The organism is Ectothiorhodospira variabilis, from assembly GCF_022227625.1.
GTDB lineage: Bacteria > Pseudomonadota > Gammaproteobacteria > Ectothiorhodospirales > Ectothiorhodospiraceae > Ectothiorhodospira > Ectothiorhodospira haloalkaliphila.
In genome coordinates this window covers 45,675-68,483 of sequence record NZ_JAJNAO010000012.1, presented here as the reverse complement: position 1 = coordinate 68,483, position 22,809 = coordinate 45,675, and the positions used below count along the sequence as shown (strand labels likewise).

General features: G+C 64.8%; 17 protein-coding genes. 10 read left to right on the top strand and 7 right to left on the bottom strand.

Annotation, left to right across the window (positions count from 1 at the left end; genetic code table 11):
- The first annotated feature begins 57 nt into the window (after positions 1–57).
- The 8 genes from LPW30_RS12160 (at position 58) to LPW30_RS12125 (ending at position 10,427) form a co-directional block, all read left to right on the top strand.
- Positions 58–5,067 (top strand): 2-oxoacid:acceptor oxidoreductase family protein, encoded by a 5,010-nt coding sequence (locus tag LPW30_RS12160; RefSeq protein ID WP_239680977.1) that lies wholly within the window; start codon positions 58–60, stop codon positions 5,065–5,067.
- 2 nt (positions 5,068–5,069) lie between these two features.
- Positions 5,070–6,416 (top strand): electron transport complex subunit RsxC, encoded by a 1,347-nt coding sequence (gene rsxC, locus LPW30_RS12155; RefSeq protein ID WP_025281760.1) that lies wholly within the window; start codon positions 5,070–5,072, stop codon positions 6,414–6,416.
- On the top strand, positions 6,413–7,432 hold the full coding sequence (locus tag LPW30_RS12150) for an RnfABCDGE type electron transport complex subunit D (RefSeq protein WP_025281759.1): 1,020 nt from the start codon (positions 6,413–6,415) through the stop codon (positions 7,430–7,432). The genes rsxC and LPW30_RS12150 overlap by 4 nt, the downstream gene beginning before the upstream one ends.
- Positions 7,429–8,124 carry an RnfABCDGE type electron transport complex subunit G gene (locus LPW30_RS12145; RefSeq protein WP_239680976.1) on the top strand — a complete coding sequence of 232 codons (696 nt, stop codon included), beginning with the start codon at positions 7,429–7,431 and terminating at the stop codon, positions 8,122–8,124. The genes LPW30_RS12150 and LPW30_RS12145 overlap by 4 nt, the downstream gene beginning before the upstream one ends.
- Before the next feature lie 3 nt (positions 8,125–8,127).
- Positions 8,128–8,790 (top strand): electron transport complex subunit RsxE, encoded by a 663-nt coding sequence (gene rsxE / locus LPW30_RS12140; protein WP_025281757.1) that lies wholly within the window; start codon positions 8,128–8,130, stop codon positions 8,788–8,790.
- Positions 8,780–9,361: an electron transport complex protein RnfA gene (locus tag LPW30_RS12135; RefSeq protein ID WP_025281756.1), complete on the top strand. Its 582-nt coding sequence runs from the start codon at positions 8,780–8,782 to the stop codon at positions 9,359–9,361. The genes rsxE and LPW30_RS12135 overlap by 11 nt, the downstream gene beginning before the upstream one ends.
- Before the next feature lie 6 nt (positions 9,362–9,367).
- Positions 9,368–9,580, top strand: coding sequence for a hypothetical protein (locus LPW30_RS12130; RefSeq protein WP_026623883.1), 213 nt, complete (start codon positions 9,368–9,370; stop codon positions 9,578–9,580).
- A 133-nt stretch (positions 9,581–9,713) separates the two neighbouring features.
- Positions 9,714–10,427 (top strand): glutamine amidotransferase, encoded by a 714-nt coding sequence (locus LPW30_RS12125; protein WP_239680975.1) that lies wholly within the window; start codon positions 9,714–9,716, stop codon positions 10,425–10,427.
- A 31-nt stretch (positions 10,428–10,458) separates the two neighbouring features.
- Here the strand turns inward: LPW30_RS12125 and hrpA are convergent, their stop codons facing one another.
- From hrpA to argS, 3 genes are all read right to left on the bottom strand, one after another.
- Positions 10,459–14,337: an ATP-dependent RNA helicase HrpA gene (hrpA, locus tag LPW30_RS12120; RefSeq protein ID WP_239680974.1), complete on the bottom strand. Its 3,879-nt coding sequence runs from the start codon at positions 14,335–14,337 to the stop codon at positions 10,459–10,461.
- A 74-nt stretch (positions 14,338–14,411) separates the two neighbouring features.
- Positions 14,412–14,987, bottom strand: a complete 576-nt coding sequence (locus LPW30_RS12115) for an SPOR domain-containing protein (protein WP_239680973.1) — start codon at positions 14,985–14,987, stop codon at positions 14,412–14,414.
- Positions 14,987–16,747: an arginine--tRNA ligase gene (gene argS / locus LPW30_RS12110; RefSeq protein ID WP_025281753.1), complete on the bottom strand. Its 1,761-nt coding sequence runs from the start codon at positions 16,745–16,747 to the stop codon at positions 14,987–14,989. The genes LPW30_RS12115 and argS overlap by 1 nt, the downstream gene beginning before the upstream one ends.
- A 164-nt stretch (positions 16,748–16,911) precedes the next feature.
- Between argS and LPW30_RS12105 the strand changes: the two genes are divergently transcribed.
- Both LPW30_RS12105 and vapC read left to right on the top strand, forming a co-directional pair.
- On the top strand, positions 16,912–17,142 hold the full coding sequence (locus LPW30_RS12105; RefSeq protein ID WP_239680972.1) for a type II toxin-antitoxin system Phd/YefM family antitoxin: 231 nt from the start codon (positions 16,912–16,914) through the stop codon (positions 17,140–17,142).
- Between the two features lie 3 nt (positions 17,143–17,145).
- Positions 17,146–17,550: a type II toxin-antitoxin system tRNA(fMet)-specific endonuclease VapC gene (gene vapC / locus LPW30_RS12100; protein ID WP_238625133.1), complete on the top strand. Its 405-nt coding sequence runs from the start codon at positions 17,146–17,148 to the stop codon at positions 17,548–17,550.
- A 13-nt stretch (positions 17,551–17,563) separates the two neighbouring features.
- On the opposite strand, the gene LPW30_RS12095 is transcribed toward vapC, so the two are convergent.
- The 4 genes from LPW30_RS12095 to LPW30_RS12080 all read right to left on the bottom strand — a co-directional run bounded on the left by LPW30_RS12095 (position 17,564) and on the right by LPW30_RS12080 (position 22,684).
- Complete coding sequence (locus LPW30_RS12095) at positions 17,564–19,774, bottom strand: primosomal protein N' (RefSeq protein WP_239680971.1); 2,211 nt, start codon at positions 19,772–19,774, stop codon at positions 17,564–17,566.
- A 106-nt stretch (positions 19,775–19,880) separates the two neighbouring features.
- Positions 19,881–21,263 (bottom strand): NAD(P)(+) transhydrogenase (Re/Si-specific) subunit beta, encoded by a 1,383-nt coding sequence (locus tag LPW30_RS12090; RefSeq protein ID WP_025281750.1) that lies wholly within the window; start codon positions 21,261–21,263, stop codon positions 19,881–19,883.
- A complete protein-coding gene (locus tag LPW30_RS12085; RefSeq protein WP_025281749.1) occupies positions 21,264–21,557 on the bottom strand; it encodes an NAD(P) transhydrogenase subunit alpha part 2 in 294 nt (97 codons plus the stop codon).
- The gene (locus tag LPW30_RS12080) at positions 21,551–22,684 is read right to left on the bottom strand and encodes a Re/Si-specific NAD(P)(+) transhydrogenase subunit alpha (RefSeq protein WP_025281748.1); all 1,134 of its coding nucleotides are present in this window, start codon (positions 22,682–22,684) and stop codon (positions 21,551–21,553) included. Before LPW30_RS12080 ends, LPW30_RS12085 begins: the two co-directional genes overlap by 7 nt.
- Positions 22,685–22,809 lie beyond the last annotated feature (125 nt).

Below are 22,809 nucleotides of genomic sequence, written 5' to 3'. Positions count from 1 at the left end.
ACGGCGAAGACACCGAATTACAAAACGTAACGGCCCCAGGCCGGCAGGAGAGCGACCATGATCTTCAAGCGCAAGCCATCGCAGGATTTCAAATACACGGGTACCCGGGCGGCCATGGATGGCAACACGGCGGTGATCCACTGTGAGCGGGAGTCCTCGGACGCCGCCGGTGCTTACCCTATCACCCCTTCCACCCAGATGGGGGAGATGTGGGCGGAAGAGGTCTCCAAGGGCCATGTGAACATCTCCGACCGTTCCCTGGTGTTCATCGAGCCGGAATCCGAGCACGCTGCTGCCGCCGTCACCGCCGGCCTGGCCATGACCGGCATGCGCGCCATCAATTTCTCCTCGGCCCAGGGCGTGGCGTTCATGCACGAATCCCTGTACGCCGCCGCCGGCAAGCGCCTGCCCTACATCCTCAATGTCGGCTGCCGCGCCATTACCAAGGCCGCACTGAACGTGCACGCCTCCCACGATGACTACCACTGCGTGGATGACACCGGGTTCTTCCAGGTCTTCGCCAAGAATGCCCAGGAAGCCGCGGACCTGAACATCATTTCCCATAAGGTGGCCGAGCTGGCCCTGAACCCCGGCATCGTGGGTCAGGACGGCTTCCTCACCACTCACCTGATCGAATCCATGAAGGTGCCGGAGCGGGAACTGATTGCCGAGTTCCTGGGCCGCCCCGACGACATGATCGACTGCCCCACGCCCGCGCAGCGCATGATCTACGGCGAAAAGCGTCGCCGCATTCCTGCCACCTGGGACGTGGACAACCCCATGGTTTCCGGTGCCCTGCAAAACCAGGATTCCTACATGCAGCAGGTGGCGGCTCAGCGCCCCTACTTCTACGATCACGTGGCCGAGCTGACCGATCAGTGCATGGAAGAGTTCTACCAGCTCACCGGCCGTCGCTATAACCGCGCTCAGGGCTATCGCACCGACGACGCCGACTACCTGATCGTGGGGCAGGGTAGCATGGTGGCCACCGCCGAGGCTGTGGCCGACTATCTGCGTGAAACCCGTGGCATCAAGCTGGGCGTGGTGAACATCACCATGTTCCGTCCCTTCCCCGGTGCGCTGCTGGCTGACCTGCTCAAGGGTCGCAAGGGCGTGGCCGTGCTGGAGCGGACCGATCAGCCCCTGGCGGAAGACCTGCCCCTGATGCGCGAGACCCGCTCCGCCGTGAGCAAGGCCATCGAAAATGGCGTGGCGGGCAAGGTGATGCCTTACGCCGAGTATCCGTCCTACCGCAGCAGCGACATCCCGCGTATGTACTCCGGTGCCTATGGCCTGGGGTCCCGCGACCTGCAGCCCGAGGGTCTGATCGCCGCCGTGGAAAACATGCTGCCCAACGGCAGCCAGCGCACCTTCTTCTACCTGTCGGTGGACTTCATCCGCGACAAGGCGGCCAGCCCGAAGCAGGAACTGCACCAGCAGGCCGTGGAAGAGGCCTATCCCAAGGTGCGCCAGCTGGCCCTGCGCGGCTCCGAAAACCCGAGCCTGATGCCCGACGAGGCCATTGCAGTGCGCCTGCACTCCGTGGGCGGCTGGGGGGCCATGACCACCGGCAAGAACCTGGCCATGACCCTGTTCGACCTGCTGGACTTCCACATCAAGGCCAACCCCAAGTACGGTTCCGAGAAGAAGGGGCAGCCCACCACCTATTATCTGGCTGCTGCGCCCGAACCCATCCGTGTGAGCAATGAGCTCAAGACCGTGGACGTGGTGCTCTCGCCGGACCCGAATGTGTTCGACCACTCCGATCCGCTGGCCGGTCTGGTCAAGGGCGGTGCGTTCATCATCCAGTCCAGCCTGGAGAGCCAGGAAGCCGTTTGGCAGAGCTTCCCGCCCGCCGCCCAGCGCTATGTGATCGAGAACGAGATCCGCGTCTTCTACGTGGATGCCTTCAAGATCGCCCGTGACGAGGCCTCCAACGCCGACCTGCAGTTCCGCATGCAGGGCATCGCCTTCCAGGGCGCCTTCTTCGCCGCCTCTCCGGTGATGAAGCGTCGTGGTCTGACCGAAGAAACCCTGTTCAAGGCCATTGAAGAGCAGCTGCAGGACAAGTTCGGCGGCAAGGGTGCCCGCGTGGTGCAGGACAACCTGCGCGTGGTACGTCGCGGCTTCGAAGAACTCACCGAAGTCACCGACAAGGTGGTCACCCAGGGCGCCATCGCCTCCGACCAGATTCGCGTGCCGGATATGCCGGTGATGCTCAAGCGCATGCCCCAGTCCTCCATGGCCAGTTCCGATATCCATCGTTTCTGGGAGCAGACCGGCAGCTTCTATGTGTCCGGTCAGGGCAACGACAACCTGGCAGACCCCTTCATCGCCCAGTCCATGATCCCGGCATCCACCGGCATCTACCGGGATATGACCCAGATCCGTTTCGATTACCCGGAATGGAAGCCCGAGAAGTGCACTGCCTGCGGCGACTGCTACACCGTGTGCCCGGACAGCGCCATCCCCGGCCTGACCAACACCATCGGTGAGGTGTTCGACACCGCCGTGCGTCGCATCGAGATCGGTGGCAAACCCACCCGTCACCTGCGCCGCGCCGTGCGGGATCTGGAAAAGCGCCTGCGCAATGCCCTGACCCAGGCCGGCGACGGCGCCGATGTGCGCGCCGAACTGGACTTTGCCATCACCCATCTGCTGGCAGAAACCGAGTTGGCTGGTGATGACAAGGTCAAGCTGGAAGAAGAGCTGGGCTGGCTGAAGAATTCCATTGGTGACTTCCAGTTTGCCGTGACCAAGCCCTATTTCGGCGCCCTGGAAAAACGCGCCAAGGGCAGCGGCGGCCTGTTCTCCCTGACCCTCAACCCCTACACCTGCAAGGGCTGCATGGAATGTGTGGAAATTTGTGAGGAAGACGCTCTGGTGGTGACTCCCCAGACCCCGGAAAGCGTGGACACCATGCGTCGCAACTGGGACTTCTGGATGGATCTGCCCACCACCCGCCCGGACTTCATCCGCATTGAGGATCTGGACGAAGGGATCGGCGCCCTGGAGACCCTGTTGCTGGACAAGAAGGCCTACGGCTCCATGAACTGCGGCGATTCCGCCTGCCTGGGTTGCGGTGAAAAGACCACCGTGCACCTGTTCACCGCCACCGTCACGGCCCTGATGCAGCCGCGCGTGAAGGCGCAGGTCAAGAAGCTGGATGATCTCATCGAGCGTCTGGAACAGCATGTGCGCCTCAAGCTGGCCGAAGGCATGGATCTGTCCAACGTGCAGGCCGTGAATCAGGTGATCGGCGAGCATGCCGACAAGGATCTGACCCTGGCCCGCCTGTCCACCGCCCTGGATGCCGGCGGCGGTCACACCCTGGACCCGGACTGGCTGCAGTGGACCAGCGGCGTGCTGGCCAAGCTCAAGGACCTGCGCTGGCGCTATCTGGAAGGCCCCTCCGGTCGCGGTCGCACCGAGATGGGCGTGATCAACGCCACTGGCTGTACCTCCGTGTGGGGTTCCACCTTCCCCTACAGCCCCTATCCGTTCCCCTGGGCCAGCCACCTGTTCCAGGACACCCCGTCCATGGCCATGGGTATCTTCGAAGGCCACATGGCCAAGATGGCCGAGGGCTTCAAGGCGATTCGCCAGGCCGAGCTGGAACTGGCCGGCAAGTATGACCCGCTGGAGCACGAGCCCTTCTTCTCCCAGTTCAACTGGGAGCAGTTCAGCGATGAGGAATTCCACCTCTGCCCGCCGGTGGTGGGTATCGGTGGCGACGGTGCCATGTACGACATCGGCTTCCAGAACCTGTCCCGTGCCCTGATGTCCGGCATGCCCATCAAGGTGCTGGTGCTGGATACCCAGGTGTACTCCAATACCGGTGGCCAGGCTTGTACCTCCGGCTTCATCAGCCAGGTGTCCGACATGGCCCCCTATGGCAAGGCCTGGAAGGGTAAGGAGGAAACCCGTAAGGAGATCAGCCTGATCGGCATGGCCCATCGCACCAGCTATGTGATGCAGGGCGCCATCTCCAACGTGACCCACCTGCTGGAGAGTTTCATCGAGGGCCTGAACAGCCGTCGTCCGGCCATGTTCAACGTGTATGCCGTGTGCCCGCCGGAACATGGCGTGGGTGACGATGTGGCCTTCGCCCAGTCCAAGCTGGCGGTGGAGTCCCGCGCCTATCCGTTGTTCCGTTACAACCCGGATCGCGGCGTGACCTTCCGTGAGTGCTCCGATCTGGAAGGCAACCCGGCGATGGATGCCGACTGGCCCACCTACACCCTGAAGTATCAGGATGAGAACGGCGAAGAGGGCACCCTGGAATTGCCCATGACCTTTGCCGACTTCGCCCTGACCGAAGGCCGCTTCCGGAAGCACTTCCGCAAGGCCCCGCAGGACACTTGGAACGACGATATGCTGCCGCTGCACGAGTTCCTGGACATGAGCGAAGACGAGCGGGAAGGACGTTTCCCCTACATCTGGACCGTGGATGACAAGAATCGTCTGGGCCGGGTGCTGGTCTCCGAGGAACTGGTGCGTTCCGCTGAAGAGCGACGCGACTTCTGGAAGCAGCTCAAGGGCCTGTTGGGTCTGGACCACGAAGTGGTGGATGCCGACGCCGTGGCCGCGCAGACCCGCACCGACATGGCGCAGCGCCTGAGTGCCGCCCTGTTGTCCCTGGCCAGCGGTGAAGGCAATGGGCAGCTGGCCGCTGCGCTGGAAGGGTCCGCTGCGCCGGCCCCTGCCCAGGCACCGGCTCTGGCGCCCGCAGGGGCGGCTCCGGCCTCGACCCAGGCAGTGCCCCAGGGTGCGGCCAATCCGGCCAACGACGGCGGGAACGGTGCGATGGCCTGGGAATATGAGCCGGTGTGGGTGGAAACCAACGAGTGCACCGCTTGTGATGAGTGTCTGGAGATCGCCCCCGGGGTGTTCGCCTATGATGACAACAAGCAGGCTGTGGTGGTGAACCCCAAGGGGGGTTCCTATAAGGATATCGTCCGCGCCGCCGAGAAATGTGCCGCCCTGGCGGTGCATCCCGGTACCCCGGCCAATGCCCAGGAACCGGACGCTGAAAAGCTGATGAAGCGCGCCGCGAAGTTCAACTGATCATGGGCGTCATGTCATTCCTGACGGGATTGACCTTCCCCCGGGGGATTCATCCCCCGGAGCTGAAGGAAGACACCCAGCATCAGCCCATCCGGCGTCTGGCGTTTGCGCCTCGCATGGTGGTGCCGCTGCAGCAGCACTTTGGCCAACCGGCCAAAGCGCTGGTCAGTCGCCACCAGGAGGTGCTGCGCGGTCAGCTCATTGCCGAGGCCGACGGCGACATGTCCGTGCCGCTGCATGCCCCGGTGACCGGCGTGGTGGAGGGCATTGAATTGATGCCTTCCGCCCGCGGGCCCAAGGGCGAGGCCATCATCATCCGCACCATGCCGGGCGACAGTCAGGCGGTGCGTTGTGCCAAGCCCCGCAGCGATCTGATGCAGGCCTCGCGCCGGGAGATCGCCCAGGCCATTCAAGATGCGGGTCTGGTGGGGCAGGGCGGCGCCGCGTTTCCCACCCATGTGAAGTTGTCCGTGCCCAAGGGGCACGCGGTGGACACCCTGGTGGTCAACGGCTGTGAATGCGAGCCCTACCTGACCACCGATCACCGCATCATGCTGGAGTACACCGATGATGTGATCACCGGTGTTCGCCTGGCCATGCGGGCGGTGGGGGCCGAACGGGCCATCATCGGCGTGGAGGACAACAAGCCCGACGCCATCAAGGCCTTGCGGGAGCGGCTGGGCAAGGATGATGTGATCTCCGTGGGGGTGGTGAGATCCAAGTATCCCCAGGGCTCGGAGAAGATGCTCATCAAGGCCCTGCTGAACCGGGAAGTGCCTTCCGGCGGGTTCCCCTACCATGTGGGCGCGGTGGTGAACAACGTGGGGACCATGTCCCAGATCGGTCGATTGTTGCCGGCCGGCGAGGGCCTCATCGAGCGAGTGATCACTGTGGCGGGTCCGGGCGTGCAGCGACCGGGCAATTACCTGTTGCCGGTGGGCACGCCCATGCGTTACCTGCTGGAACAGGTGGGCTTCCAGGGCGAGGATGCCAGTCATCTCATCCTGGGTGGGCCCATGATGGGGAACACCGTGTCCTCGCTGGATGTGCCCGTCACTAAAAGTGTCTCAGGGCTGGTGGTGCTCCCGGAGGTGGAGCCGGGCTCGGAGGCTGCGCGAGTGCATCCCTGCATCCGTTGTGGTCGCTGCGTGGATGCCTGCCCCGTGGGACTCAACCCCTCGGATCTGGGGCGCATGGCCGCCAAGCGGCAATACGAAACCATGCAGGAACGTCTGCACCTGAGTGATTGCTTCGAGTGTGGCTCGTGCGCCTACGTGTGCCCATCCAACATCCCGCTGGTGCAGTACTTCCGTATCGCCAAGGCCCTGAATCGGGAGCGTATTTCGTGACACCGCTGCGTATTGAACTCAAGACCTCGCCGCACCTGAAACAGGCCGGCAGCGTTGAGCAGATCATGCGCAACGTAGTGCTGGCGCTGCTGCCCATCTGCGGCTTCTCGGTGTATCTGTTCGGCATCAGTGCCCTGGCGCTGATGATCACCACCACGGTCACCTGCGTGGCCACCGAGCAGTTGTTCAACAAGCTGTCCCGGCGGCCCGGCACCGTGTCCGATTACAGTGCGGTGATCACCGGCCTGCTGCTGGCCCTGACGTTGCCGCCGTCCTTCCCCTTGTGGATGGCGGCCCTGTCCGGGTTCATCGGCATCGGCCTGGGCAAGGCCATGTTCGGTGGTCTGGGCTTCAACCTGTTCAACCCGGCGCTGATCGGTCGGGCCTTTGCCCAGGCGGCCTTCCCGGTATCGGTATCCACCTGGACGGTGCCCTTCCACCCGGATCGGTTCACCGAATTCCTGCCCTCCACGCTGGCCGCGCCCTTCACGACGCCGGCTTCGGTGGATGCCTTCACCACGGCCACGCCGCTGGGGGAGTGGAAGTTCCAGGGCATTCACACCGACACCTGGGATCTGCTCAGCGGCATGGTCTCCGGTTCCGCGGGCGAGACCTCGGCCATCATCATCCTGCTGTGCGGGCTGTATCTCATCGCCCGGCGCATGATGAACTGGCGCATCCCGGCGGCGGTGCTGGGCGGGGCCTTCCTGACGGCAGCGGTGTTCTATGCCATCGATCCGGAGTTTTATCCCACGCCCTGGTTCGTGCTGTTTTCCGGTGGCCTGATGCTGGGGGCCTTTTTCATGGCCAGCGACATGGTGGCTTCGCCGGTGACCCGGTCCGGGCTCTGGATCTACGGTCTGCTGATCGGCTTTCTGGCAGTGATCATCCGCTTCTTCGGCGGCCTGCCCGAGGGGATCATGTACGCCATCCTGCTGGGTAACGCCATGTCACCCCTGATCGAGCGCATGACCCAACCCCGACCCTACGGAACCCGCAAACGGAGTCAGTCATGAGCACCACGGCATCGGCGGAACCGCAAAGACCGGCGCCCACCTCCAGCATCAAGCTCATCGGCACCCTGGGGCTGATCGCCCTGTTTTCCGGGTTGATGGTGGTGAGCGTGGTGGAGTTCACCCGGCCCTATATTGCCGAGAACCACCGTATTGCCCTGGAGCGGGCGGTGCTGGAAGTCATCCCCGGCGCATGGGAAAGGCGTGAGTTCGTGCTCACCGACGAGGGTGTCTTCCCTGCGGGAGAGGCCCCCGGTCCCGGTCGTACCATTCATGCCGGTTTCGATGCGGAAGGCAGCTTCAAGGGCGTGGCCCTGGAGGCTTCCGGGCGTGGCTATGCGGACATCATCCGCATCCTCTACGGCTATGACCCCGCCTGCGAATGCGTGGTGGGCATGACCGTGCTGGAGAGCCGCGAGACCCCGGGGCTGGGTGACAAGATCGAGACCGACCCCGCCTTCGTGGCCAATTTCGAGCGTCTGGATGCCCGCCTGGCGGCCGACGGCTCGGGCCTGGCCAACCGCATCCGCACGGTGGCCCCGGGCGCTGCCGAGCACCCCTGGGAGATCGATGGCATCACCGGAGCCACCATCTCCGCGGAGGCCATCGGCAGCATGATTCACCGCAGCGCCGACGGGTTGCTGCCGGAACTGGCCCCCCACTGGGCGGCCTTTGAACAGGATATCCAGGACTAACCCATGGCGGCCAAGACAGACAAGAAACCGATCACCATGGATACCTTCCTGAGTGGTATCTGGAAGGAAAATCCGGTGTTCGTCATGCTGCTGGGCATGTGCCCGGTGCTGGCGGTCACCAATTCCGTGGCCAACGCCCTGGCCATGGGCCTGGCGACCACCTTCGTATTGCTGTGCTCCAATGCGCTGATCTCGGTGCTGCGCCACCACATCCCCAAGGAGGTGCGGATCGCGTCCTATATCGTGATCATCGCCACCTTCGTGACTGTGGTGGACTACCTGATCCACGCCATCAGCCTGGAGATCTACAACGCTCTGGGCGCCTTCATCCAGCTGATCGTGGCCAACTGCATGATCCTGGGTCGCGCCGAGGCCTTCGCCTCCCGCAACCGGCTCAGCGGCACCCTGATCAATGGTCTGGGCATGGGGCTGGGGTTCACCCTCGCCCTGCTGTGCCTGGGTTCGGTGCGTGAGTTGCTGGGTTCCGGCACGCTGCTGGGCATCCCGGTCTTTGGTGAGGCCTTCGAGCCCTGGGTGATCATGCTGCTGCCGCCGGGCGGGTTCTTCGTCCTGGGTGTCTGGCTGCTGCTGTTCGCCTGGATCAAGGAAAGACAGATCAAACGTGCCGCTGCCGGCACCGGGGAGGCTGCTGCTCATGCACGCTGATTCCATTGCCTTCATCTTTTTGAATGCGGCCATCATCAACAACTTCGTGCTGGCCCTGTTCCTGGGGATCTGCCCGTTGCTGGGGGTGTCCGGCAAGCTCACCACGGCCTTTTCCATGGGCATGGCCACGGCCTTCGTGATGCTGATCAGCTCGGTCTCCGCCTGGCTGATCAACGAGGTGCTCACCCATTTTGACCTGGAATTCCTGCGACTGATCGCCTATATCGCGGTGATCGCCTCGGCGGTGCAGTTGGTGGAGATGATCATCAAAAAGTACAGCCCGCCCCTGTACCAGGCGCTGGGCATCTTTCTGCCGCTGATCACCACCAACTGCGCCATCCTGGGTGTGGCCCTGTTTCAGACCAACTATGAGTACAACTTCGTGCAGTCGGTGTTCTACAGCCTGGGTGCGGGGGCCGGCTTCATCCTGGCCATCGTGCTGATGGCCGGCCTGCGGGAGAAGCTGGAACTGGCGGACGTGCCCTCCATCGCCCGGGGCGCCGCCATGAGCCTGATGCTGGCGGGTATCCTGTCCCTGGCCTTCATGGGCTTCGCGGGCCTGGGGGGCTGATTGCGCATGATCCAGTACCTGGTCGCCTTTCTGATCATCTTCGCCCTTTTCACCGGCTGGGTACTGGTCCAGCACGCCGCCCGCCGCTTTGCCCAGCGCCACCCGGAGTTCGGCCCCCCCAAGGAAGAAGGCGCCGGCTGCGCCTCCGGTTGCTGCAGCTGCGCCGCAGCCGCCTCCTGCGGCAAGAAAGAGCCGAAGGGGACAGACCCCTTTTCCTGAAAACAGGGGTCTGTCCCCCTTTTCTCCCCCTTGCCAACGTCGGCGCGAATCGTTGAAATGGAACAGGGGACAGTCCCCATTTGTTCATTTGTTGAAAACGGGGTCTGGCCCCTCTTCTGAAAGGATGCCCTGAATGAGAACGCTGCTGATCATCAAGACGGGGACCAAGATCCCTTCGCTGCAGGATCATCCTGGTGACTACGGGGACTGGATCGCCCGCGGGATGGTCTGGTCTTTGGATCAGGTTCGGGTGGTTGATGTGCAGGCGGGGGAGGCCTTGCCGGATGCTGGCAGCGTCGCGGCCGTGGCCATCACCGGGTCCGGGTCCATGGTGACCGAGCAGGCTGACTGGATGGTGCGCACGGCCCACTGGCTGACGGGGGCGGTGGACCGGGGTGTGCCGATCCTGGGGATCTGCTTCGGTCACCAGTTGCTGGCCTGGGCCCTGGGGGGGCATGTGGACTATAACCCCCGGGGTATCGAGGTGGGCACCACCACGGTGCATCTGACTGATGCGGCCGCCGGCGATCCGCTCTTCAGCGTATTACCCAAGGCATTTTCGGCCCAGGTGAGTCACAGCCAGTCGGTGCTCACCTTGCCGGCGGGTGCGGTGCGCCTGGGCTGGAGTGACATGGACGACCATCAGGGCTTCCGTTTCGGCGAGCGGGCCTGGGGGCTGCAGTTCCACCCGGAGTTTGATGAGCGCATCGTGCCCCATTACGTGGAGTACTACCGGCAGCGACTGGCGGAACAGGGGCTTGGCGCTGATGATCTGCTCCGTCAGGTACGGGCGGCCCCGGAGAGTGAGGGGGTGCTCGGGCAGTTCGGGGTTCTGGTGCGGGCGTAAAGCCGGGAAGGGGGCGTCGAAGCCTCCGGCGTCAGGCCCGATCCAGCGCCTTTCGATCCTCCTCCAGCCGCTTCACCGACACCTTCTCGACGGTCCGGATCTCCTGGGCGAACAGTGAAAGGCGCAACTCCTCGATGCGCCAGCGATAGCGCTGCAACTCCGCTTCACGCTCAGGGTGCACACCTGCCTTCAGACGGGCCTTGCAATCCTCCCACAGGGGCTCGATGTCCACCCGGGCGCGGCGGTCCTTGTCCGGAGCCTGGTCCAGGCGCTCCAGACGACGCTCGATGCCGGCCAGGTACTGCGGGTATCGGGCCAGCCACTGGGGCGGGGTCTCCAGCAGGAAATGCGGGTAGATCAGGTGATCCAGCTGATCCCGCACATCCCCCGCTGCCTCGATCCAGGACAGGGGCAGGGCACCCTTCAGGCGTGAGCGGATGCCCTGGTAGGCCGCCAGGATCGTGCCCAGCTGCTCACATAGTTCGTTGCACTGCCCCACCAACTCACTGCGCCCGGCCTCCAGGCGTGCTTCGAAGGCCTCGGCATCCCGGGGCCAGGGCTCGGCCATGAACACCCGCTCCACGGCGGCGAAGACCAGGTCATTCTTCAGGACTTCGCAGCGATCCACCGCGTTGTACTGCAGGCACAGGCGCTGGATGTCGGGCAGGTGGCGGTAGAGGTATTTCACCTGATCCCGAACCCCCAGCATGAACAGCCGACGCAGCCCGGCCCGATGCGTGGCCCGGGCCCGCACGGGGCTATCGATGATCACCCGGGCAACGCTGTCGCCACGGTCCTCCAGGGCCGGGTAGCCCTTCAGTGTGGCCCCGTGCTGCTCGAACTCCACCGATTCCTCCAGGGGACCAAAGTCCCACTGGGTGATCCCCTCACGCTCGAAGCCCTCGGGGCGATGTTCCTCGAAGCTTTCCTGGGCATGGCCGGACAGTTCGGCCTTGAGGGCCTCCAGATCCCGCCCGGCGGTCAGTTGCTGCCCCTGGGCATCCACCACCCGGTAACGCAGGATCAGATGGGGCTCGAGCCTGTCCGGATGCCATTCATCCAGGGGGATGTCGGTGCCGGTGATCTCCCGCAGCGCCCGGCTGATGGCCGGGATCAGCGGCCCCCGTGGCTCCCCCATTCGCCCCAGGGCGGCCTTGGCAAACTCCGGGGCCGGCACGAAATGGCGTCTGATGGCCTTGGGCAGGCTCTTGATCAGGGCGGTGACCTTCTCCTCCAGCAGGCCGGGGACCAGCCAATCGCCCACGTCAGGGTCCAGGGCATTCAGGGCCGTCAGCGGCACGGTGAGGGTGACGCCGTCGGCCTCGTGGCCCGGGTCAAAATGGTAGCTCAGGGGCAGACGCAGCCCGCTGGTGTGCAGCGAGTCGGGGAACTGATCCGCATCCAGTCCCGGGGCGTCGCGCTGCATCAGCGTGTCCCGGTCCAGATGCAGGATGGACGGATCCTCCCGTTCCGCCTGCTTGCGCCAGCGCTCGAAGGAGGCGGCATCATGCACCCGGGCGGGAATGCGGCTGTCATAGAAGTCGTACAGCACCTGCTCGTCGGCCAGCAAGTCCCGGCGCCGGCCGCGGGCTTCCAGGTCCTCGATCTCCCGGATCAGGTTCCGGTTATGCACCAGGGCCTCGGCCCGGCTGCGCAGGCGTCCAGCCACCAGCCCCTCGCGGATGAACACCCGGCGGGCATCCTCCGGGGCCACGCGGCCGTAGTTCACCTTGCGCTTGGGATTGATGATCAGCCCGTGCAGGGTGATGCGGTCGTAGGCCCCCACCGTGCCCCGCCGGGGCTCGAAGTGGGGATCGAAATAGTGATGCTTGAGCAGGTGACCGGCCACGGTTTCCAACCAGTCGGGCCGGATGGCGGCGCACTCCCGGGCATACACCCGTGTGGTCTCGGCGATCTCTGCCGCCATCACCCAGCCCGGTGAGCCCTTGAACAGGCCCGATCCCGGGTGGATATGGAAGCGACGGTTACGCGCGCCCAGATAATCGCCCCGCTCGGTCTTCACGCCGATCTGATTCACCAGGCCGGTGAGCAGGGCGCGGTGGATGGCGGCGGGTTCGGCGGGTTCCTGATTCTCCTTCAGACCCAATTCGTTGAGATGCTGGCGCAGCTGGCCGTGCAGATCCTGCCATTCGCGCATGCGTAGGAAGGATATGAATTCCTCCCGGCACCAGGCCCGCAGCTTGGACTGGGACAGGTGCCGGGACTGTTCCCGCCAGGCCTTCCATAGGTTCAGATAGCTCAGGAAGTCCGATCCGGGTTCCCTGTAACGGGCGTGGGCCTCGTCGGCCGCCTGACGTTTGTCGGCAGGCCGTTCCCTCGGATCCTGGATGGCCAGCAGGGAGACGATCAGGTTCACCTCCGCCAGGGCCTGCTCGCGGGCACCGGCCAGGAGCATGGCGCCCAGCATGGGGTCCACCGGCAGCCGGGCCAGTTGCCGACCGACGTCGGTGATCCGGTGGGCCCCGTCCACCGCCTGAAGGGTTTCCAGGAGTTTGAAGCCATCGCGGATCAGGCGGGTATCCGGGGGTTCCACAAAGGGGAACTGCTCCGGATCGCCCAGATTGAGATGGGCCATCTGCAGGATCACAGAGGCCAGGTTGGAGCGCAGTATCTCCGGGTCGGTGTACTCGGGCCGCAGCGCGAAGTCTTCCTCGGCATACAGACGCACACAGATGCCGGGGCCGAGTCGCCCACAGCGCCCCGCGCGCTGATTGGCCGAGGCCTGGGAGATGGGCTCCAGGGACAGTCGCTGCACCCGGGAGCGCCAGGCATAGCGTGCCACCCGTGCCAGGCCCGAGTCGATCACATAGCGGATGCCGGGGACGGTGAGGGCGGTCTCCGCCACGTTGGTGGCCAGCACCACCCGTCGGCCGGTATGGGGGGCGAACACCTTGTTCTGCTCCGCCGCCGAGAGCCGGGCATAAAGCGGCAGGATTTCCGTGTGTTTGGGGTGATGCTTGCGCAGGGCCTCAGCGGCCTCGCGGATCTCCCGCTCCCCGGGCAGGAATACAAGGATGTCGCCACGGCCCTCGGCGGCCAGTTCGTCCACGGCCTGCAGCAGGGCATCGTTGAGATCCCGATCGGTATCGGCATCATCGTCCCCCGTCACCGGGCGATAGCGGACCTCCACCGGGTAGGTGCGCCCGGGCACGGTGTAGATGGGGGCATTGTCGAAATGCCCCGCGATCAGCTCCGGCGCCAGGGTGGCGGAGGTGATGATCAGCTTCAGATCAGGTCGACGGGGCAGGAGGCGCTTGAGATAGCCCAGCAGGAAGTCGATGTTGAGGCTGCGCTCATGGGCCTCGTCGATGATCAGGGTGTCGTAGGCGGTGAGGTCCGGGTCGGAGCGCAGTTCCGCCAGCAGGATGCCGTCGGTCATGAGCTTGATGTGGCTTCGCGGACCCACGTGGTCGGAAAAACGCACCTTGAAGCCGACGGTCTCGCCAACACGGCCATGCAGTTCCTCGGCGATGCGGTTGGCCACCGAGCGTGCGGCGATGCGTCGTGGCTGGGTGTGGCCGATGAGGCCATCCACGCCCCGGCCCAGGGACAGGCAGATCTTGGGGAGCTGGGTGGTCTTGCCCGAGCCGGTCTCGCCGCAGATCACCACCACCTGGTGTTGAGTGACGAGTTTGGCGATCTCATCACGGTGGGCGCTGACGGGCAGATCTTCGGGGAAATCGGGCTTGGGCAGCGTGGTCAGGCGCTGTTCACGAGCCTGTGTGGAGGCCTGGATGCGCTGCTCAAGCCGAGTCTGCAGACGATCGGCGGGTTTGCCGGCGTTCAGGCGGCGACGCAGGCGGTCCACATCCTTGGCCAGGGTAGGGCGGTCGGGGGCCAGGCAATGGGGCAGGCGGGATAGCAGGGTGTCGGGGGAGGGGGTGGACATGGCGCCTATTTTGCCTTGGGCCGGCCCTCACCCCAACCCCTCTCCCCGAGGGGGAGAGGGGCTCAGGAGGGGCTTCAACCGGATCCGGGCTTTCTCATCATCATCGTCTGGATCTGATTGTCATGCAGACGATCGCGGATGCGGTTCAGTTGATCCAGGTCGCTGAAGGGCCCCACCTGCACCCGGTGCCAGGTGTCGTTGTTCACTTCCACCTGACGGATGCTGGCTTCCACCCCCAGCATGGCCAGGCTGGCGCGCATGCGGTCAGCGTCCTGGGAACCCCGGAACGATCCTGCCTGCAGGATGTACTCGCCGGGCTCCTCCACCCGCGACGGCGGTGGCGGCTGGCCGCCTGGGGCCGACGGCGGGTCCACGCGGGGTTCGGGGACCACCACCTCCAGTTCCGGCAGCAGGGTGTAGAACTCGAACCGGTGCCGTGATTCCGTTTGCGGCGCCGCTGGTGGTGCCTGCTCCACGCGGGCCTGGGGGGGCACGTCGTCGGAAGAGCGCTGGGTTTCCAGATAGATCAGCAGAGCAGCAAACAGGCCGATACTCAGGCCTGCCACACCCCACACCCAACCGGGCAGGGGCGTACTCTCCTGCGGTGGGGGCTTGCGTCGGCTGGCCTGACGTCGGGTGGCGCGGGCCATTACATCTCCTCGGGTGCGGACACGCCCAGCAACCTGAGCCCGTTGGCGAGCACCTGGCGCACAGCCAGGATCAGGTTCAGACGGGCATCCCGCAGATCTGCATCATCCACCAGGAACTGGTGGGCGTTGTAGTAGGTATGAAAGTCATTGGCCAGATCCCGCAGGTAGTTGGCCACCTGATGGGGTTCTTCCGCCAGGGCGGCTGCTTCCACCAGTTCGGGATAATGGGCCAGGCCGCCGAGCAGGGCAGCCTCATGGTCTTCGGTCAGGCGCGCCAGATGCGCCTGGCCGTTGGCCGGATCATGGCTCAGGCCCTTGGCCTGCATCTGTCGCAGCACGCTGCACACCCGGGCATGGGCATACTGGATATAGTATACCGGGTTGTCGGCAGATTCCGACTTGGCCAGGTCCAGATCGAAGTCCAGGTGCTGCTCGCAGCGGCGCATCACGTAGAAGAATCGCGCTGCATCCTTGCCCACCTCGTCGCGCAGTTCCCGCAGGGTGACGAAGCTGCCCGAGCGCGTGGACATCTGCACCCGCTCCCCGCTGCGGTACAAAATCGCGAACTGCACCAGCAGCACGTCCAGACGGGCATCGTCCTGACCCAGGGCCTGCAGGGCGGCTTTCACCCGGGGCACGTAGCCATGATGGTCGGCGCCCCAGACATCGATCACCCGGTCATAACCCCGCTCGAACTTCTCCATGTGATAGGCGATGTCCGAGGCGAAGTAAGTGGTCTGCCCGTTGTCCCGCTGTACCACACGGTCCTTCTCGTCGCCGTACTCGGTGGAGCGGAACCACAGGGCACCGTCCTTCTCGTAGATCTGACCGTTGTTGCGCAGGGTTTCCAGGGCGCGGTTCACCGACCCCTTCTCGGTGAGGGAGCGCTCCGAGTACCAGGTGTCGTAGTGGACGCCGAACTCGCCCAGGTCCTCTCGGATGTCGTCCAGGATGCTGTTCAGGCCCAGCTCGAAGACGTAGCGATAGCGGTTCTCGCCCAGGGCCTCCTGGGCGCGGGCGACCATGGCGTCGATGAAGATTTCCTTGTCGCCGCCATCGGGTTCGTCGGCGGGCAGGTCGTTCATCAGCACTTCGGCACTGATGGCGTAGTCGTTGCCGTGTTCCTGGAACAGGGTGTCGGCGATGTCGCGCACATAGTCACCCCGGTAGCCGTTGGCCGGGAAGTGGAATTCCACCCCGCAGCGTTCCAGATAGCGCAGCCAGACGCTGGTGGCCAGGATGTCCATCTGCCGACCGGCATCATTCACGTAGTATTCCCGATGCACGTCAAAGCCAACGGTCTCCAGCAGGTCAGCCACCGCGGCACCGTAGGCGGCTCCGCGGCCATGGCCCACATGCAGGGGTCCGGTGGGGTTGGCGGAGACAAATTCCACCTGCACCCGTTTGCCTTCCCCCAGATGGCTTCGACCGTAGGCCTCGCCGGAGTCCAGCACCTGGGTGATCACTGCCAGGCGGGCCGTCTCGCTGATGAACAGGTTGATGAAGCCGGGACCGGCAATCTCCACCTTGTCCACCAATGGGGATTCGGGCAGATGATCGATGAGGGTCTGGGCCACGTCCCGGGGCTTGGAGCCCATGGGCTTGGCCAGTTGCATGGCCAGGTTGGTGGCGAAATCACCATGGGCCTTGTCTCGCGTGCGGGTCAGCTGCACCTCCACATGGTGCCCCTCATTGAGGGCGCCGGTTTGCTTGAGGGCTTGCAGGGACTGCTCGAGAAGGGCCTGGAGTTGAGGTTTCAAGGTTCTGGGTATCCGAGATTGGGGCGGAGGGCCTGATTGGCTGGCCAGATTTTACCGGGGTTGGTGGGGTGGGTGAATACCCGGGGGGCGCTCCGGCGGAATGGACTTACCGTGTGGATGATCCGCTGATAGACTGACCATGAGGTCATTCTCTCGGAGGCATCATGCAGAGTTTTCCTGTTGTTGAGGCAAAGGCACGATTTTCCGCCCTGCTGGCCGCCGTGGAGGCCGGCGAAGAGGTGGTCATCACCCGTCGGGGCAAGGTGATTGCACGTTTGGTCCCGGAGCGGCATCGCAGTGCGGCAGACGTGTTCCGTGCCATCCCCTGCGGTGATGATATGGATCTGCGTGCCCCGGACGATCGGCCGCCCGAACCCGTGCCGGACTGGAACTGATCCATGCGCTATTTGCTGGATACCAATGTCTGTATCGCTGCCCTCAAGCATGAGTCCCGTGTTCTGGAAAGGCTCGAGGCATTGGCCCCGGAAGATCTCATTCTCTCACCGGTTGTCCTGGGAGAATTGGAAGTGGGTGTTCAGAAAAGCCAGTGGCCCGAGCGTAATCGGCAGCGTCTGGATGCATTATGCAAGGGACTGCCCTTGGTGCCGCTGGATGGGGCCGTGGCCATGGCCTACGGGGGGATCCGCTCGCAACTTGAAAGGGCGGGGCGGGTGATCGGTGCCAACGACCTCTGGATTGCTGCACAGGCCATGGCGCTCGATGCGGTGATGGTGACCGATAATATGCGTGAGTTCCAGCGTGTGGAGGGGTTGCAGGTGGAAAACTGGCTGCGTGGCCCCTGAGCCCCGTCGGGCCCTAACTCAGATCCACCGGATCCACATCGATGGACCAGCGGACCTGGCGGGCGCCGGGCAGTCGGGGGAGGCCGGGCAGCCAGGGGGCCAGGGCCTGTTGCAGGTCCTGGCGGCGGGTGGCGTGCAGCAGCAGGTGGGCCCGGTAGCGGCCGGCGCGGCGTTCCATGGGGGCGGGGGCCGGGCCCCAGGGGTGGATGCCGGGGGGCGACAGGGCCTGAAGATGATCACGCGCCTTTTCGAGAAAGGCCAGGGGCGCCTGGGCATCGGCCGCTTCCGCCCGCAGCAGGGCCAGGGAGGCATAGGGGGGCAGGATCGCCTCGCGCCGCTCCGCCAGGGCCGTGCGGGCAAAGGCACCGTAGCCGCCACCCAAGAGACTGGCCAGCAAGGGGTGCTCCGGCTGATGGGTCTGGATCAGCACCTCGCCGGCCCGCAGGGCCCGCCCCGACCTCCCCGCCACCTGGATGATCGTCTGCGCCAGACGCTCCACCGCCCGAAAATCCACGCTGAACAATCCCTGATCCGCATCCAGGATGGCCGCCAGGGTCACGTTGGGGAAATCATGCCCCTTGGCCAGCATCTGCGTGCCCACCAGAATGCGATAACGCCCCTCGCGCACCCCCGCCAGGGCGGATTCCAGCGATCCCTTGCGGCGGGTGCTGTCCCTGTCGATGCGAATGGCCGGATATTGGGGGAAATGCTTGTGCAGGGCCTGTTCGATGCGCTCCGTGCCCTGGCCCCGGGGCGCCAGCGGGCTGCCGCAGGAGGGGCAGCGGGCCGGCAGTCCGGTTTCGTGGCCACAATGGTGACAGCGCAGCAGTCGGGCGCCAGCATGCCAGGTCATGCGGGCGTCGCAGCGGTGACAATCGGCCACCCAGCCACAGTCATGGCAGATCAGCGCAGGTGCGAATCCACGGCGATTGAGAAACAGCAGCACCTGGCCATCGGCCTCCAGGTGTCGCTGCATGGCATCCAGCAGACTCACCGACAGGCCCTCATCCATGAACTGATGGCGCACATCCAGCACCTTGAGCCGGGGCGCCACCGCGCCCCCGGCCCGGGCGGGAAGTTCGATCCGCTGGTACTGGCCCCGCTCCACGTTGCCCAGGCTCTCCAGCGAGGGGGTGGCCGAGCCCAGCACCACCGGCACCGTCTCCCGGTGTCCACGCATCACGGCCAGATCCCGGGCGTGATAGCGAAAGCCCTCCTGCTGCTTGAGGGAGGCATCGTGTTCCTCATCCACGATGATCAGCCCCGGCCGCGCCCAGGGCACGAACACCGCCGAGCGGGTGCCGATGATCACCCCCGCCTCGCCGCCGCGGGCCGAGAGCCAGGCGCAGTGACGTTCGCCCTCATTCAGGCTGGAATGCAGCACGGCGATGGGGGTGGCCAGACGCTGGCGAAAGCGCTCCAGCAGTTGAGGGGTGAGGGCGATCTCGGGCACCAGCACCAGGGTCTGCAGTCCCCGGGCCAGCACCTGCTCGATGGCATGCAGATACACCTCGGTCTTGCCGCTGCCGGTCACGCCTTCCAGCAGATGACACGTAAAGCCCCCAAGGCTTTCCGTGATACTCGAGACAGCGGCCTGCTGGGCCGCATTGAGTGCCGGTGCGTCCGGGCGTTCATCCCGGGGCGGTTCCAGACAGGGCCGGTGATGTCGCTCCACCAGTCCCTTGTCGATCAGGGCCTTGAGGGCCGCGCGCGGATCGGTGTCCTGATCGTCGCGCAATTGCTCCAGGGTGAGTCCTTCAGGATTTGCCTGCAGGCGATGCAGCACCGACGCCTGGCGGGGGGCGCGGGTGAGGCTGTCGGGGGCGATGGCCCGGCCGGACTCAGTGACATGGTAGCGTTCGATGCCTCGGGCGATGGGCGGCTTGCCCTGGCGCAGGGTCTGGGGCAGGGCGGCACTGATCACCTCGCCGAGGGGATGGTGATAATAGTCGGCGGCCCAGCGCAGCAGGTTCAGCAGTGGGGCGTCCAGCAGCGGCGTCTCGTCGAGCACGGCCTCGATGCGTTTGAGCCGGACATCCGGCAGCGCCGAATCCTGCCCATGTCCCACCACCAGCCCCACCACCCGGCGACGTCCGAAGGATACCCGCACCCGCGCGCCCACCGGGGGGAGGGGGCCCTGTGCAGGGGGCAGGTAGTCGAAATGCCCATGCAGTGGCGTGGGCACGGCGACCTGAACGATGCTGGGGGGGGATGAACTCGGCATGCACCTGATGACTCAAGGCCGGGGACTGGCACCCTACCGCCCCTTGCGCGCAAAAAAAAGCCCGGGCACGAGGCCCGGGCTCTTCAAGCAGGCAACCCCGAGGGGGTCAGCCCATTTCCTTGATGCTGGCGATGAGTTCGCCGGCCACCTTCTGGCCGTCGCCGTACAGCATGCGGGTGTTGTCGGCGTAGAACAGATGGTTCTCCACGCCGGAGAAACCCGCCCCCTTGCCGCGCTTGATGACGATGACGTTGTGCGCCTCGTCGGCATTGAGGATGGGCATGCCGTAGATCGGGCTCTCCGGGTTGGAGCGGGCGACGGGGTTGACCACGTCGTTGGCGCCGATCACCACGGCCACATCGGCCGTCTTGAACTCGTTATTGATCTCATCCAGGTCGTAGATGATGTCGTAGGGCACACCGGCCTCGGCCAGCAGCACGTTCATGTGACCGGGCATGCGACCCGCCACCGGGTGGATGGCGAACTTCACCTGCACGTCACGCTCCTGCAGCAGCTGGGTGAGTTCCCAGATCTTGTGCTGCGCCTGGGCCACGGCCATGCCGTAACCGGGAACGATGATCACCTTGTTGGCAAAGGCCATCATCACGCCGGCGTCGGAGGCCTCGATCTCCTTCATGCTGCCGCTGACTTCTTCCTGCTCGCCGCTCGGCGTCTCGCCGAAGGAGGAGAACAGCACGTTGGTCAGGGGCCGGTTCATGGCCTTGGCCATCAGCTGGGTGAGCAGCGTACCGGCGGCACCCACCACGATACCGGCGATCATCAGCGCGGCATTGTCCAGCACCAGACCCTTGAGGCCCACGGCCAGGCCGGTGAGCGCGTTGTACAGGGAGATGACCACCGGCATGTCGGCACCGCCGATGGGGATGGTCATCAACACGCCGAAGGCCAGGGCCAGCAGTACGAACAGGAACAGCAGGGTGCCATTCACCTCCGCGCCACTGAAGCCGATGATGATGCCCAGCAGCACGGTGGCGCCCAGTACACCCAGGTTGATCTTCTGCTGCATGTCAAAGCGCAGCGACTTCTTGATCAGGCCCTGCAGCTTGCCATAGGCGATGAGGGAGCCGGAGAAGGCCACGGAGCCGATGATCACACCCGCCACTGCAATGAACTGAATGGTCCAGTTCATGGTGTAGGAGCCCATCAGGGCCACGATACCGATACCGGCTGCGGCACCGCCGCCCATGCCGTTATACAGGGCGATCATCTGGGGCATGTCGGTCATGGGCACGCGCTTGCCCGTGTACCAGGCCAGGCCGCCGCCGATGCCGATGCCGGCGATGATCAGCAGATAGTTCACGAAGCCGATGACTTCGGGGTGCAGGAAGGTCACGACGGTGGCGATGACCATGCCCCAGCCGGCCCAGATGATGCCGCGACGGGCGGTCACCGGCGAAGCCATCTGCTTCAGGCCGATGATGAACAGGACCGCCGCCGCAAAGTAGGCGAGATTGACGATGAAACTCATTTATTTGGCCCCCTTGCTGGACTTGAACATCTCAAGCATGCGCTCGGTGACCACATAGCCGCCCACGGCATTGCCGGCGGCCAGGATCACGGCCACGAAGCCGATCAGTTGCTGCAAACCGGTTTCCGCCTGGCCCAGGGCCACCATGGTGCCCACCAGCACGATGCCGTGGACAAAGTTGGAGCCGGACATCAATGGCGTGTGCAGGATCACCGGCACCTTGGAAATGACCTCGTAGCCGGTGAAGGCGGCGAGCATGAAGATATAGAGTGCAACGAAACCCTCGATCATGATTGACCTCCTTCCACAAGGCTGCGGGTCGCTTCGTGCTTGATCTCGCCCTCGTGGGTGAGACAGCTCTTGGCAATGATCTCATCTTCCCAATCCAGCGCCAGCTTGCCCTCGGGCAGCATGGGGGTGAGGAAGTTGAGCAGGTTCTTGGCGTACATCTCGCTGGCGTGCAGCGGCACTTGGCTGGCCACGTTGAGCGGCCCATGGATGGTGACGCCACCCTTGGTGACGGTCTTGCCGGGCTTGGTGAGCTCGCAGTTGCCGCCGCCCTCGGCGGCCAGGTCGATGATCACGGCACCCGACTTCATGCCGTTCACCATCTTCTGCGGGATCAGCATGGGGGAGGGTTTGCCGGGGATGGCGGCCGTGGTGATCAGCACATCGGCCTGGCTGATGAATTTGGCCAGGGCCTCCTGCTGCTTTTCCTTCTCCTCGTCGGTGAGTTCGCGGGCATAGCCGCCTTCACCTTCGGCCTTGACGCCCAGGTCCAGGAACTTGGCCCCCAGGGATTCCACCTGCTCCTTGGTGGCGGAGCGCACGTCATAGGCTTCCACCATGGCGCCCAGGCGGCGCGCGGTGGCGATGGCCTGCAGGCCGGCCACGCCGGCACCGATGACCACCACCTTGGCCGGGCGGATGGTGCCAGCGGCGGTGGTGAGCATGGGGAAGAAGCGGCAGGACAGATCCGCGCCCATGATGGCAGCCTTGTAGCCACCCACTGCGGCCTGGGACGACAGCACGTCCATGCTCTGGGCGCGGGAGATGCGAGGAATCAGTTCCAGGGCGAAACTGGAAATCTTCTTCTTTTGCAGCGCCTTGACCACTTCCGGGTGCTTGTGGGCATGGAACAGGCCGGCAATCATGGCGCCGTCCTTCATCATGTCCACTTCTTCCTGCGTGGGTGGGGCCACCTTGACGACGATGTCCGCCTCGCCCAGCAGTGTTTTTGCATCGTTGACCACGCGGGCATCCGCGTAGGCTTCGTCAGGGAACTGAGCCTCGGCACCCGCCCCCTTCTGAATCATGACCTCGAGGCCCATCTTGGCGAATCGGGCGGCCACCGCGGGGTCCAGGGCGACCCGCCGCTCGCCGCGGTCGGTCTCTTTGGGTATTGCAAGTTTGATCGGCATGGCTTAACTCCGTCTGCCCGTGCAGGGATGATGGCCGGCTTTCGACCGATCCTGGCGTTGAAGGACTGCAACGGTTCTGGGGTGAATATTGACCACTCGGGGGCCGTGAGGCCCGTTTCTCATGA

Bases quoted from the DNA above. Each gene is read 5' to 3' on its own strand.
- LPW30_RS12160 (WP_239680977.1), top strand. From the start codon at position 58: ATGATCTTCAAGCGCAAGCCATCGCAGGATTTCAAATACACGGGTACC.
- rsxC (WP_025281760.1), top strand. From the start codon at position 5,070: ATGGGCGTCATGTCATTCCTGACGGGATTGACCTTCCCCCGGGGGATT.
- LPW30_RS12145 (WP_239680976.1), top strand. From the start codon at position 7,429: ATGAGCACCACGGCATCGGCGGAACCGCAAAGACCGGCGCCCACCTCC.
- rsxE (WP_025281757.1), top strand. From the start codon at position 8,128: ATGGCGGCCAAGACAGACAAGAAACCGATCACCATGGATACCTTCCTG.
- LPW30_RS12135 (WP_025281756.1), top strand. From the start codon at position 8,780: ATGCACGCTGATTCCATTGCCTTCATCTTTTTGAATGCGGCCATCATC.
- LPW30_RS12130 (WP_026623883.1), top strand. From the start codon at position 9,368: ATGATCCAGTACCTGGTCGCCTTTCTGATCATCTTCGCCCTTTTCACC.
- LPW30_RS12125 (WP_239680975.1), top strand. From the start codon at position 9,714: ATGAGAACGCTGCTGATCATCAAGACGGGGACCAAGATCCCTTCGCTG.
- hrpA (WP_239680974.1), bottom strand. From the start codon at position 14,337: ATGTCCACCCCCTCCCCCGACACCCTGCTATCCCGCCTGCCCCATTGC.
- LPW30_RS12115 (WP_239680973.1), bottom strand. From the start codon at position 14,987: ATGGCCCGCGCCACCCGACGTCAGGCCAGCCGACGCAAGCCCCCACCG.
- LPW30_RS12105 (WP_239680972.1), top strand. From the start codon at position 16,912: ATGCAGAGTTTTCCTGTTGTTGAGGCAAAGGCACGATTTTCCGCCCTG.
- vapC (WP_238625133.1), top strand. From the start codon at position 17,146: ATGCGCTATTTGCTGGATACCAATGTCTGTATCGCTGCCCTCAAGCAT.
- LPW30_RS12095 (WP_239680971.1), bottom strand. From the start codon at position 19,774: ATGCCGAGTTCATCCCCCCCCAGCATCGTTCAGGTCGCCGTGCCCACG.
- LPW30_RS12090 (WP_025281750.1), bottom strand. From the start codon at position 21,263: ATGAGTTTCATCGTCAATCTCGCCTACTTTGCGGCGGCGGTCCTGTTC.
- LPW30_RS12080 (WP_025281748.1), bottom strand. From the start codon at position 22,684: ATGCCGATCAAACTTGCAATACCCAAAGAGACCGACCGCGGCGAGCGG.